A 13,685-nucleotide genomic window follows, 5' to 3' on the forward strand; every position below is an offset into this window, starting at 1 on the left:
TGCCAGCGATGGTCGTTAACGATTACGCGGGTGAACTGGATGAACGCGGTGCGCTTGAGTCCATCGCCAGCAGGCTGGCTCCTACAGTTTGAGCGTGGGCGCGGTCCCTTGTGGGAGCTGGCTTGCCAGCGATGGTCGTTAACGATTACGCGGGTGAACTGGATGACGCGGCGCACTGGAGTCCATCGCCGGCAAGCCGGCTCCTACATGTGTGTGCTCGACTCAGGATTCTTTCGGGCCAGGTTTTGCCGTGGATTGTTTTTGCGCCCGCCATGAGGCCGGCGGCATCCCGAACTGGCTGATAAACCACCGCGTAAACGAACTCGCCATCGAATAGCCAAGCATGTCGGCAATCCGGCTCAGCGAGTAGTTCGGGTTGTCCAGGTAACGCAGCACCAGATCTCGACGCACGTCGTTGATCACGTCGTTGAAGGCGCAGCCGTCGTCTTTGAGGCGGCGTTGCAGGGTGCGTACGTTCATGCCCTGGCTCTGGGCGACCTGTTCGATGGTGGCGCGTCCCATGGGCAGCAGCAGGTAGATCGCCTTGCGTACTTCGAACAGCATCGAGGTGCCTTCGTGGCCCTGCAGCGAGTCGAGGTAGCTCTGGGCGTAGCGGGCCATGGCAGGGTCGGCGTTGGGGTTGGTCATGTCGAGGCTGATGTCGGGGCAGACGATGCCATTGAACTCACTGCCGAACTCCAGTTTGCAACCAAACAACCGGCGGTGCAGGTGCAGGTTGTCCGGTGCCTGGTGCATGAAGTTGACGCTGTAGGGATGCCAGTGTGAGCCCAGCAGGGCCGAGCACAGCCGGAACATCACGCCGATGGCCAGCTCCGTGGCCTGGCGGCTGGGCATGGGCGTTTCGGTGACCACCTCTTCGCGAATGATCACCATCTTGCCGGCCTCTTCGATGAAGATGGCCAGCGAGTCGTTCATCAGGTGTCGGTAATCCACCACGACCTGCAAGGCATCGCGCAGGGTGCGCTGGTGGCTGAGCAACAGGCTGACCACGCCGAAGTCCGAGAGCTGGCGCGACTCGGCCATGCTCAGGCCGAAGGTCTGGCAACCGCTGGCGGCGGCGGAGTCTTCCAGCAGGCGTACGGCGGCATCGATCTGGATGCGGTGTTCAGGGGCTTGCAGTTGGGCCCTGCTCAGGCCGACAGCGGCCAGCACGTCGCGCGGGTTGAAACCCAGGTACTGGGTGACCTCAAGGTAGTTGGTCAAGACGGCGGCGCGAACAAGCTTGGTCATGCGAGGGCTTCCCTGTGCCGGTGGTGATTGGCGTGAGCGTGGCGACTATATCCAGCGTATCAACAGTTGAACAGTTGTCATGTCGTCGATGGTTTTCATGCTGTGCGCTCACCCATCTTCTACGCTGCATGGAGCCATCAGCGCTCATCCGTTGATTACAGTGACCCTGCGCCAACCTGCGGGGTTTTTAGACCGGCGGTCACGCGTCTGAGTGTCCGACAATTTGTCATCAAAAGAAAAGTGCCTGACGTCCAATGTAAAGCGCTTCGGGTGGGCTCAATTTAATGTCGACCCTACAAAAAGCCCCTGGCGAAAACAGCCAGTCGAGTTATCGAGAAAGCGAAGGTGTTGACCGTGGACAAACTGCAAACTGCCGCCACCGTTCTGATCGTTCCAGGTCTGCGCGAGCACGTGGCCGAACATTGGCAAACGTTGCTGCAAGCCAGGCTGAGCAACGTGCGTAGCGTCCCGCCGCTGGAGACCGACAAGCTCGATTGCATGGCTCGCGTGCGGGCCATCCAGCACGAACTCGAGCAGATCGACGGGCCGGTGATTCTGGTGGCCCACAGTGCCGGCGTACTGATGGTCGCACACTGGGCTGCGCACTACAGCCGTCCGATCAAGGGCGCTTTGCTGGCCGCGCCACCGGACCTCGATGCGGTCTGGCCGGCAAACTATCCATCTTCCGAAACCCTGCGTAGCCAGGGCTGGAATCCTCTGCCACAAGGCCCGCTGCCATTTCGCAGCATCGTGGCCGGCAGCACCAACGATCACCTTGCCACGCTGCCTGCGGTCACCCGCATGGCAGAAGGCTGGGGCGCCGAATTGCTCAATCTGGGCGATGTCGGTCACCTCAATCCGGCCGCAGGATTTGGCCACTGGCCGCAAGCCGAAGCACTCATCCTGGAGCTGGACCGCTAGTACAAGGAGCTGGACTGGCAGTACGCCACCGGCATTTGCCCTCATTCCTTAAACGCAAACCCGAAGAGGCTTGCGTGAGGGCGGCTGCGCTAAAAACAAATACAAAAAGGCGGAGACAACGCAATGCACAACAACAAGAGTCACGGCTTCACCGCTCCACGCTACACCTTGCTGGCCTCGGCCATTCTCGCGGCAACCGTACCGGTGGCCCATGGGGCCGAAATCGAGACGGGGAATCCGGACTGGAACGTACGGGTGGATAACACCATCAAGTACAACTACGGCGTGCGCACCGAAAGCGCCGACAAACGCATGTTGGGAACGCCGAACAACAACGACGGCGACTACAACTTCCGCAAGGCCGGCACCAACATCACCAACCGTATCGACCTGTTGACCGAAATGGACGTGGTCTACAAGAGCGCCATGGGCTTTCGCGTCAGCGCCGCCAGCTGGTACGACAAGGCCTATGACAACACCGGTTCCAATTCCAACCCGTTCGTCAACGGCAACGATGCGCGTTCGGGCCTGATTGCCAACGACCCGCGCCTGGCCGGGGTCACCCGTGACAACGTCGGCAACGGCAGTCCGCACCTGAGCAACTATGCCCAGCGCTACTACAGCGGTCCTTCGGGCGAAATCCTCGATGCCTTCGTGTTCTACAGCACCGAAGTGGGCGAGGAGTCGATGTTCAGCGCCAAGGCCGGTCAGCACAACGTGTTCTGGGGCGAGACCATTCTCAACCCGGTGCACTCGGTCAGCTATGGCCAGTCCGGCCTCGACCTGGCCAAGCTTGCCGCGTCGCCGGGTACCGAGGCCAAGGAACTGTTCGTTCCGCGTAACCAGCTGTCGATGACGTTCACCGTCAATCCCGAGCTGACCGTGGGTGCCCAGTATTTCCTCAATTGGGATGCCGCGCGCCTGCCGGAAGCGGGCACCTATTACGGTGGTTCCGATCTGGTCGGCTTCGGCGCGCAATCGTTCCTGTTGGGCAACACCAACGCCGTGGTACCGGGCAGCCCGCTGGGTTGTGGCCTGGCGCCGTGCAACGCCTTGACCAATGTGCGTCGTGGCAAGGACCTGACACCGCATGACAGCGGCGACTGGGGCGTCATGGCCAAGTGGTCGCCGGCGTGGCTGGATGGCACCCTCGGCGTTTACTACCGCGAAACCTCGGAAATCCTGCCGCAAGCCTATCTGGACGCCAGGGGCATTACCTCGGCCAACCCGAACGGCACCCGTCCGGCGGGGCAAGTGCCTGCGGTGATCAACACCCTCAATTCGCTGGACACCGCCACCTATCAACTGGCCTATGCCGACAACATCAAGATCCTTGGCCTGAGCCTGTCCAAGGATGTCGGCGGGATCAGCGTCGGTTCGGACCTGAACGTTCGCCACAACATGCCGCTGGCCAGTATCCCGGCGATCGTCAGCACCCGCAGCCCGCTGGGCCTGGGTCAAGGTCTGGGTCTGCTGCCTGCCCGTACGGACGCCACCGGTGTGGTCTACGACACCCCGAGCCGCGGCGACAGCATGAGCGCCACAGGCGACACCCTGCACTGGACACTCAACGGTCTGATGACCCTGCCGAAAACCCCGGTGTTCGATCAGGCCACCGTGCTGGCCGAGCTGTACTACAGCAACCTGCTCAAGCTCGATAGCAAGAACGAAGCGCTCTACAAGGGCAAGGACAGCTATCGCGGCATCGACGCGCCGACCCGTGACAACTGGGGTCTGGCAGTCAACTTCACACCGACCTGGTACCAGGTTTTCCCGGGTGTCGATCTCAACGCACCGATGTCCGTCAACGTTGGTCTCGACGGTGTGTCGCCGGTCTCCGGTGGCGGGGCCAAGGACACCGGCAACTATGCCGTGGGCGTGGGCGCCATTGTGTACAACAAATACTTTGTCGACCTGAAGTACGTGGACTCCTTCGGCCAGACCGACAAGTGCAACGTCAGCGGCGTGAGCACCGGCCCGAACGGCGGCGACGGCTCCACCCCGAACGCCTTCAGCGGCAACGAAAACTACGCCTGCTACGCCGGCGGCTACTCGTCCTTCTCCGGCGGTGGTGCCACGACCGAGGACCGTGGCGCCGTGTACCTGACGATGAAAACAACATTCTGATTCACCACTGATTTGCTCAATGCAAGCAGGAGAATAACAAGATGAAATTTGTACAAACCGTGTTGGCCGCCTCGCTGGCCATGGTCTTCGCCGCCCAGGCACAGGCCGCTGTTTCAGCCCAGGAAGCCGCCAAACTGGGCACCAGCCTGACGCTGGTGGGCGCCGAAAAAGCCGGGAACGCCGATGGCTCCATCCCCGCCTACAACGGTGGCCTGACCACTGCGCCGGCCAGCTTCAAAGCCGGCGACAGCATGCGCCCGGATCCGTTTGCCAGTGAAAAACCGCTGGTGGTGATCGACGGCAAGAACGTCGATCAATACAAGGGCATGCTCACGGCAACCACGGTAGAACTGGCCAAGCGTTTCCCGACGTTCCGTGTCGACGTGTTCCCGACGCACCGCACCGTTTCGCTGCCTCAAGCGATTCTGGACAACGGCGTGAAGAACGCCAGCGGCGCCAAGTCCCTCGAAGGTGGCCTGGCCATCGACAACGTGTTGCCGGGCATTCCGTTCCCGATTCCGCAGTCGGGCAACGAAGCGATGTGGAACTTCCTGTTGCGCTACCAGGGCGTCAGCATCAGTTCCAAGTACGACTCCTGGAACGTCGACTCCGCCGGTGTGCCGAGCCTGGCGACCACAGGGCAGGCGAACATCTCCTACCCGATCTATGAAAACCTCTCGCAGCCGATCAGCAGCGCCGACGTGTACTACCAGATGAAGCTGGCGTACACCGGCCCTGCGCGCCGTGCCGGCGAGGCGATCATGCTCAAGGACGCCGCCAACCCGTTGCAACAGCCACGTCGCGCCTGGCAGTACTTGCCGGGTCAGCGTCGGGTGAAACTGGCGCCGAGCCTGGCCTACGACACGCCTAACCCGGGTACCGCCGGCGCGGGCACCTACGATGACGTGTTCGTGTTCAACGGTGCGCTGGACCGCTACGACTGGAAGCTGGTGGGCAAGCAGGAAATGATCGTGCCCTACAACACCTACAAGCTGACCTACGTCCAGGATCCGAAGTCGCTGACCACCGCCAATCACCTGTCGCCGGACTTCGTGCGTTGGGAAAAACACCGCGTGTGGGTCGTCGAAGGCAACCTCAAGGCCGGTGCCCGTCACATCTACGCCAAGCGCCGCTTCTACCTCGACGAAGACAGCTGGACCGCTTTGGCCTCGGATCAATATGACGCCCGTGGTCAGCTCTATCGCGGTTCCTTCGCCTTCCTGAGCCAGAGCTATGACAAGCAGGTTCCGGACTCGACGCCCTTCATGATCTACGACCTGGTCGGTGGTTCGTACAACATCAACGGTGTGGTCGGTCCTTACGGCGGCATCAAGTACATCGAGCCGCTCTCCAAGGCGCAGTGGTCTTCGGAATCGCTGGCAGGCGCCGGCATTCGCTAAGCCACGATCCACTGTGGGAGCGAGCTTGCTCGCGATGGACCAGAGGGCGACGCGGGCATCCAGAAAGCACGCGTCATCGTTAACGTCCATCGCGAGCAGGCTCGCTCCCACATGACCTGCACGGCGTGAGGTTTTACCGTCAGGCACACGCAAGTGTGCCTCGACGCGGTTTTCCGAAGAGGACGCAGCATGTGTTCGTATAAAAATAATATTTTGCGTTTGGCGTTCGGTGTTGTGCTCGGCCTGTCGCAGGGCATCGCCCAGGCAGCCGAATACGTCGATGTACTGGACCTGCCCGCCAGGGCCAGTGCCTTGGCGATCAACAGCCCGTTGTCCGGCATGACCCGCGCCGGCGGGCGTGTGATTACCGTCGGCCAGCGTGGCCATATTCTGTTTTCCGATGATGCCGGTCAGCATTGGCAGCAGGCCTCCGTGCCGGTCAGCGCCGATCTCACCGCCGTGAATTTTTCAACGCCAGCCCAAGGCTGGGCGGTGGGCAATGATGGCGTGGTGCTGCACAGCAGCGACGCCGGCGCGACCTGGAACAAGCAACTCGACGGTCGCCAGATCGGCGAATTGCTGATCAAGCATTACTCGGCGCTGGCCAAGGCCGAGCCGGGCAACGAGCAATGGCCCCAGTTGGCTATGGAAGGCCAACGACTAGTCGATCAGGGCGCGGACAAACCGCTGCTCGACGTCTGGTTCGCCAACGAAAAAACCGGCTATGTGGTCGGCGTGTTCAACCTGATCCTGCGCACCGACGACGGCGGCCAGACCTGGACGCCCTTCCAGGATCGCACCGACAACCCGCAGGGCTTCCACCTCAACGCCATCGCCTCCACCGGCGACGCGTTGTACATCGCCGGCGAGCAAGGCCTGTTGCTCAAGTGGGACGACAACGCCCAACGCTTCAATGCCGTACCGACGCCGTATCAGGGCAGCTTCTTCGGCGTGCTCGGCAAGCCTGGCGAAGTGCTGGTCTACGGCCTGCGCGGCAACGTGCTGCGCAGCACCGATGGCGGCCAGAGCTGGACTGCGCTGGACAGCGGCCTGCGCGTCAGCATCACCGCGGGCCTGATCGATGCCCGTGGCAATTATCGCTTGTTCACCCAGGGCGGGCAGATGCTGGTCAGCCAGGGGACGGGCGCGCAGATGCATCTGGTACGGCAACCGGCACCGACGCCGGTCGCCGGCGCTGCCCAGTCCACCGACGGCGCCCTGGTGCTGGCGGGAAGCCGTGGTGCCCGGACTCTGTCCGCCGATCCAGCCCTCGAACCCTAAGAGCGAGAACCCAGACATGGGCAACATCAAACAAGACGCCATGCCGGTGATCCGCGATCTGCGTGATTTCGACCACCGCTCCGGTAACCGCCTGGAACGCCTGGTGTTCAACTTCCGTCCGCTGTTCATGCTACTGATGGCCCTGGCCACCGTGGTGCTCGGCTACATGGCGGCGACGCGCCTGGAACTGCGTCCCAGCTTCGAAAAGATGATTCCGCAGAGCCAGCCGTACATCCAGAACTTCCTGGAAAACCGCGCTTCCCTGCGTGGGTTGGGCAACTCGGTGCGGGTGGTGGTGGAGAACACCCAGGGCGATATTTTCGATCCCGAATACCTCGACGTACTCAAGCAGGTCAACGACCAACTGTTCCTCACCGAAGGCGTCGACCGCGCCTGGATGAAGTCGCTGTGGAGCCCGGCGGTGCGCTGGACCGAAGTCACCGAGGACGGTTTCCAGGGTGGCCCGGTGATGCCCGACACCTATTCAGGGCAGCCTGAACAGATCGAACAGCTGCGCCAGAACATTTCCCGCGCCGGCATTGTCGGCAGCCTGGTGGCCAGCGACTTCAAGTCGACCATGCTGATCGTGCCGCTGCTGGATAAAGCCGCCGCCGGTGGCCAGCGCATCAACTACCACGCGTTCTCGCAGATGCTCGAAGAGCAGTTGCGCGACAAGATCGAATACGCCGGCGACAGCGCTGCGCGTAAATCCGGGGTGGAAGGCACCGGCCATTACAAGGTGCGGGTGATCGGCTTCGCCAAACTCATGGGCGACCTGATCGACGGCCTGATTCAGGTGATGATGTTCTTCGGTCTGGCGGTGGTCACCTCGCTGGCCATCATCTACGCCTACACCCGTTGCGTGCGCAGCACCTTGCTGGTGGTCGGCTGCTCGCTGGTCGCGGTGGTCTGGCAACTGGGCATCGTCGCCTGGCTCGGCTACGCCATCGATCCGTACTCGGTGCTGGTGCCGTTTTTGATCTTCGCCATCGGCGTGTCCCACGCCGCGCAGAAGATGAACGGCATCATGCAGGACATCGCCCGCGGCACCCACAAGCTGATCGCCGCGCGCTACACCTTCCGCCGTCTGTTCATCGCCGGCGTCACCGCGTTGCTCGCCGATGCCGTGGGCTTTGCGGTGCTGATGCTGATCGATATCCCTGTGATCCAGGACCTGGCGATCACCGCCAGCATCGGCGTCGCGGTGCTGATCTTCACCTCGCTGTTGCTGATGCCGGTGGCGTTGTCCTATGTCGGTGTTGGCGCCAAGGCCGCCGAGCGCGCGTTGAAAATCGACACCCGCGCCGAAAAGCACAAAGGCTTCGGCCGGTTGTGGGACGCGCTCGACCGCTTCACCACCGCCAAGTGGGCCACCGGTGCCGTGCTGGTCGCGGTGCTGATGGGTATTGGCGGCTATGTGGTCAGCCTCAACCTGAAGATCGGTGACCTGGAAAGCGGTGCGCCGGAGTTGCGCGCCGACTCGCGCTACAACCGCGACAACGCCTACATCACCCAGCACTACGCGCTGTCCAGCGACCTGTTCGCGGTGATGATCAAGACCGCGCCGGAAGGCTGCCTGAACTACAAGACCCTGGTGCTCGCCGACCGCCTGGCCTGGGAACTGCAACAGTATCCGGGCGTGCAGGCCACCGCGTCCTTGGTCAACGCGGTACGGCAGATCACCGCCGGCACCTACGAAGGCAACCCCAAGCTCAACAGCATCCAGCGCAACCAGGACGTACTCAACTACGCCGCGCAGCAAGCCTCGGTCAACTCCCCGGAGCTGTTCAACACCGAGTGCTCGCTGATGCCGGTGATCGCGTTCCTCAAGGATCACAAGGCCGAAACCCTCGATGCGGTAGTCGCCATCGCCGACAAATTCGCGAAGGAAAACAGCAGCGACGATCGCCAGTTCCTGCTCGCCGCCGGCAGCGCCGGTATCGAGGCGGCGACCAACATCGTGGTGCGCGAAGCCAATCACACCATGCTGCTGTACGTGTACGCGGCGGTGACGCTGTTCTGCCTGATCACCTTCCGCAGCTGGCGGGCGACGCTGGTGGCGCTGTTGCCGCTGGTGCTGACCTCGATCCTCTGTGAAGCCTTGATGGTGGCCATGGGCATCGGCGTGAAAGTCGCGACCCTGCCGGTGATCGCCCTCGGCGTCGGCATCGGCGTGGACTACGCCCTGTACCTGCTCAGCGTGCAACTGCACTTCCAGCGCCAGGGCCTGCCGCTGTCCCAGGCCTACCGCAACGCCGTGTCCTTCACAGGCCGGGTGGTCGGGTTGGTGGGCATCACCCTCGCCGCCGGCGTGGTGTGCTGGGTCTGGTCGCCGATCAAGTTCCAGGCCGACATGGGCATCCTGCTGACCTTCATGTTCCTGTGGAACATGCTCGGTGCGCTGATCCTGATTCCGGCCCTGTCGTATTTCCTGCTGCGCGAACGGGCCCCTCAGCCGGGTTCTGAGACTGCCGCCGAAAACACTGAATCCACTGAACGTCCGGGCATGCCCCATGCCCTGACCACTTCCGAGTAAGCCAAGATGTCTGAATACAAAGCTCCCCTGCGCGACATGCGCTTCGTACTCAACGAGGTTTTCCAGGTGTCCCGGCTCTGGGCCAGTTTGCCCGGCCTGGCCGACGTGATCGATGAAGAAACTGCCGCTGCCATCCTCGAAGAGGCCGGCAAGATCACTGGCGAAGTCATCGCACCCTTGAACCGCGCCACCGACGAACAGGGCTGTACCTGGAGCAATGGTTCGGTCACCGCGCCAGAGGGTTTTGCCGGGGCCTATCAAGCCTTCGCCGAGGGCGGCTGGGTCGGTGTCGGCGGTGATCCGCAGTACGGCGGTATGGGCATGCCCAAGGCGATTTCGGCGCAGGTCGAAGAGATGGTCAACTCGGCCAGCCTGTCGTTCGGCCTGTACCCGATGCTGACCGCCGGTGCCTGCCTGTCAATCAAGGCCCACGCCAGCGAAGAGCTCAAGCAACGCTATCTGCCAAACATGTACGCCGGCACCTGGACCGGTTCGATGTGCCTGACCGAAGCCCATGCCGGCACCGACCTGGGCCTGATTCGCACCAAGGCCGAACCCCAGGCCGATGGCAGTTACAAGGTCAGCGGCAGCAAGATCTTCATCACCGGCGGCGACCACGACCTGACCGAGAACATCATCCATCTGGTACTGGCGCGCCTGCCGGATGCACCGGCAGGGCCGAAGGGCATCTCGCTGTTCCTGGTGCCCAAGGTGCTGGTCAACGCCGACGGTTCGCTGGGTGAAAACAATGCGCTGTCGTGTGGCTCCATCGAACACAAGATGGGCATCAAGGCCTCCGCCACCTGCGTGATGAACTTCGATGGCGCCACCGGCTGGATCGTCGACGCGCCGAACAAAGGCCTGGCGGCGATGTTCACCATGATGAACTACGAGCGTCTGGGGGTGGGCATCCAGGGCCTGGCCCAGGGCGAGCGTTCCTATCAGAACGCCGTCGCGTACGCCCGCGACCGCCTGCAAAGCCGTGCGCCGACCGGTGCGCAGAACAAGGACAAGGCCGCCGACCCGATCATCGTGCACCCGGACGTGCGCCGCATGCTGTTGACCATGAAAGCCTTGAACGAAGGCGGCCGTGCGTTCTCCAGCTACGTCGCGTTGCAACTGGACACGGCCAGGTACAGCGAAGACGAAGTCACGCGCAATCGTGCGCAGGAACTGGTGGCGCTGCTGACCCCGGTGGCCAAGGCGTTCCTCACCGACATGGGCCTGGAAACCACCTTGCACGGTCAGATGGTCTTCGGCGGCCACGGCTACATTCGCGAGTGGGGCCAGGAGCAACTGGTGCGCGACGTGCGCATCACCCAGATCTACGAAGGCACCAACGGCATCCAGTCCCTGGACCTGGCCGGGCGCAAGATCGTCGGCAGCGGCGGGGCGCTCTACCGCTTGTTCGCCTCGGAGATCCGCAACTTTACCGCTAACGCCGCTGCGGAGCTCGACGAGTTCACCAAGCCGCTGAATGCCGCCGTGGACACCCTCGACGAGCTGACCGCGTGGCTGCTGGACCGGGCCCAGGGCAACCCGAATGAAATCGGCGCGGCCTCGGTCGAGTACCTGCACGTGTTTGGCTACACCGCGTACGCCTACATGTGGGCGCGCATGGCCAAGGCCGTCATCAGCGGGGATGCCGAAGACGATTTCTACACCAGCAAACTGGCCACCGCGCGTTTCTACTTCGCCCGGTTGCTGCCGCGTATCCACTCGTTGAGCGCATCGGTCAAGGCCGGTAGTGACTGCCTCTACGAGCTGAAAGCCGATCAGTTCTGATCGAAGGACAAGGAACTCCAACCATGCTGAAAACAAAAATAATTCCGCCTGCCGACGGCGCTTATGCCTATCCCTTGCTGATCAAGCAATTGCTGCTGTCCGGCGTGCGTTACGAGCCGGGCCGGGAAATCGTCTACGCCGACAAACTGCGCTACAGCTACCAGACGCTGAACCAGCGCATCCGCCGCCTGGCCAATGCGCTGACGGCGGCCGGGGTCAAGGCCGGTGACACCGTGGCCCTGCTCGACTGGGACAGCCATCGCTACCTGGAATGCTTCTTCGCGGTGCCGATGATCGGCGCGGTGCTGCACACGGTGAACATTCGCCTGTCGCCGGAGCAGGTGCTGTTCACCATGAACCACGCCGAGGATGACCTGGTGCTGGTGCATGACGACTTCCTGCCCCTGGTCGAACAGATCCACGGACGGCTGGAAACGGTAAAAGGCTACCTGCAGCTTACCGATGACGAGGCGACCGCGACCTCGCTGCCGGTGCTCGGTGAGTACGAGCAGTTACTGTCCCTGGCCCCGGACCAGTACGATTTCCCGGATTTCGACGAGAACTCGGTCGCCACGCTGTTCTACACCACCGGCACCACCGGCGACCCGAAAGGCGTGTACTTCAGCCATCGGCAACTGGTGCTGCACACCCTGAATGCCGTCGGCACCCTGGGCGTCTATCAGGGCCAGCCGCTGCTGCGTTCCGACGATGTGTACATGCCGATCACGCCGATGTTCCACGTACATGCGTGGGGCGTGCCGTATGTCGCGACGCTGATGGGCATCAAGCAGGTCTACCCTGGCCGCTACGAACCCAACAGCCTGGTCAAGCTGTACCGCGAAGAGAAGGTGACCTTCTCCCACTGCGTGCCGACCATCCTGCAGATGATCCTCAACTGTGAGGAAGGCAAGGCGACCCGTTTCGACGGCTGGAAAATGCTCCTCGGCGGCAGTGCGCTGACCCTCGGCATCGCCAGTGAAGCCAGCGCCAAAGGCATGGTGGTGCACGCCGGCTACGGCATGTCGGAAACCTGCCCGTTGCTGTGCCTGACCTACCTGCGCGACGAAGACCTTCAGCTATCCGCCGAAGCCCAACTGCCGATCCGCATCAAGACCGGCACGCCGGTGCCGATGGTCGACCTGAAGATCATCGACGCCGAGGGAAACGACGTGGCCCATGACGGCGAGTCCCTGGGCGAGATCGTGGTGCGCGCGCCGTGGCTGACCCAGGGCTATCTGAAAGCCCCGGACAAAGGCGCGGAGCTGTGGCACAACGGCTGGCTGCACACCGGCGACATGGCCTCGATCGACCAACAGGGCGGCGTGGAAATCAAGGACCGCATCAAGGACGTGATCAAGACCGGCGGCGAGTGGATCAGCTCCCTGGAACTGGAAAGCCTGATCAGCGAACACCCGGGCGTCATGTCCGTCGCGGTGGTGGGTATCGTTGATGAGCAGTGGGGCGAACGCCCCATGGCGATGGTGGTGTGCGAGCCGGGGCAATACCTGGATCGCAAGATTCTGGAGACGCACCTGCAAGCCTTCGTCGACGGCGGCCGCATCAACAAATGGGCAATCCCCAAGCAGTTCAAGTTCGTCGCCGAAATCCCCAAGACCAGTGTTGGCAAGATCAACAAGAAACTGATTCGGGAAAGCGAAGCGAACTGAGGGATAAACCTGGCATCACCCCCGATGATGGCCATTTTTTTGTGGGAGCGAGCTTGCTCGCGATGGACTGGAGAGCGCCGCGTTCAACCAGGAAGCACGCGTTATCGTTAACGACCATCGCGAGCAGGCTCGCTCCTACAGGAATCCACCAGCAGCGGGCGGTTTCCGGATAGCCCGCTTGGCGTCATCTTTGTCATAGTCCTGGCCAGAGATAACGCCCCGTTGGTCGCAGTTTTCAGCGCTTGTGCCAAGCTGAACGGGGTATTGAACCGCCGTGCACCAGTCAAACCCCAGGAAGCCCACGACATGAACCTTGCCCGTGCATCAAACGTCCGCCACGAGTTCTACAAGGCCGTCTGGTTCTACTTCAAAGTGGTGTGGCCGATCTTCTCGATACTGCTGCTCGTGATCATTGCGTTCGGCCTCATCATCGCCCACCTGGAAGGGTGGAGCCCGTATGACGGCGTCTACTTCGCCTTCGTGACCGGCCTGACCATCGGCTACGGAGAACTGGTGCCCAAACTGGGCGTGTCACGGGTGCTGGCGATCCTGCTGGGGTTCAATGGGGTGCTGATGACGGCGACGTTCGCGGCGATCAGTGTCCGGGCGATTGAAGTGACGGTGACGGCCGCGAGGAAGGGTGAGGAGTAGGGTGTAGCCTGGCCAGCCCAAATCCCAACCCCGGCACAAATCCCCTGTGGGAGCGAGCTTGCTCGC

Annotated in this window: 9 protein-coding genes; 8 read left to right on the forward strand and 1 reads right to left on the reverse strand. The window is 62.4% G+C overall.

All coding sequences use genetic code 11. The annotated features are described in order from the left end of the window. Window positions 1–222: 222 nt before the first annotated feature. Entirely contained in the window at window positions 223–1,251 is a 1,029-nt protein-coding gene (locus AC3WJW_RS10530; protein ID WP_493725950.1) for an AraC family transcriptional regulator, read from the reverse strand. A 354-nt stretch (window positions 1,252–1,605) separates the two neighbouring features. On the opposite strand from AC3WJW_RS10530, the gene AC3WJW_RS10535 reads away from it, so the two are divergent. The 8 genes from AC3WJW_RS10535 (at window position 1,606) to AC3WJW_RS10570 (ending at window position 13,619) form a co-directional block, all read left to right on the forward strand. Next, window positions 1,606–2,172: an RBBP9/YdeN family alpha/beta hydrolase gene (locus AC3WJW_RS10535; protein WP_015093602.1), complete on the forward strand. Its 567-nt coding sequence runs from the start codon at window positions 1,606–1,608 to the stop codon at window positions 2,170–2,172. Window positions 2,173–2,295: 123 nt separating this feature from the next. Continuing rightward, window positions 2,296–4,299 (forward strand): DUF1302 domain-containing protein, encoded by a 2,004-nt coding sequence (locus AC3WJW_RS10540; RefSeq protein WP_493725951.1) that lies wholly within the window; start codon window positions 2,296–2,298, stop codon window positions 4,297–4,299. Between the two features lie 41 nt (window positions 4,300–4,340). Beyond that, a complete protein-coding gene (locus AC3WJW_RS10545; RefSeq protein ID WP_102702188.1) occupies window positions 4,341–5,699 on the forward strand; it encodes a DUF1329 domain-containing protein in 1,359 nt (452 codons plus the stop codon). Window positions 5,700–5,888: 189 nt separating this feature from the next. After that, window positions 5,889–6,980 carry a WD40/YVTN/BNR-like repeat-containing protein gene (locus AC3WJW_RS10550; RefSeq protein ID WP_493725952.1) on the forward strand — a complete coding sequence of 364 codons (1,092 nt, stop codon included), beginning with the start codon at window positions 5,889–5,891 and terminating at the stop codon, window positions 6,978–6,980. Window positions 6,981–6,996: 16 nt separating this feature from the next. Beyond that, window positions 6,997–9,516 carry an efflux RND transporter permease subunit gene (locus AC3WJW_RS10555; RefSeq protein ID WP_493725953.1) on the forward strand — a complete coding sequence of 840 codons (2,520 nt, stop codon included), beginning with the start codon at window positions 6,997–6,999 and terminating at the stop codon, window positions 9,514–9,516. A 6-nt stretch (window positions 9,517–9,522) separates the two neighbouring features. Beyond that, window positions 9,523–11,301, forward strand: a complete 1,779-nt coding sequence (locus AC3WJW_RS10560; RefSeq protein WP_493725954.1) for an acyl-CoA dehydrogenase C-terminal domain-containing protein — start codon at window positions 9,523–9,525, stop codon at window positions 11,299–11,301. Between the two features lie 23 nt (window positions 11,302–11,324). Next, complete coding sequence (locus AC3WJW_RS10565) at window positions 11,325–12,968, forward strand: fatty acid--CoA ligase (protein ID WP_493725955.1); 1,644 nt, start codon at window positions 11,325–11,327, stop codon at window positions 12,966–12,968. 306 nt (window positions 12,969–13,274) lie between these two features. After that, on the forward strand, window positions 13,275–13,619 hold the full coding sequence (locus AC3WJW_RS10570) for a potassium channel family protein (protein ID WP_428609461.1): 345 nt from the start codon (window positions 13,275–13,277) through the stop codon (window positions 13,617–13,619). Window positions 13,620–13,685: the final 66 nt, after the last annotated feature.

This window comes from Pseudomonas sp. GW821-FHT07G06 (assembly GCF_058986625.1).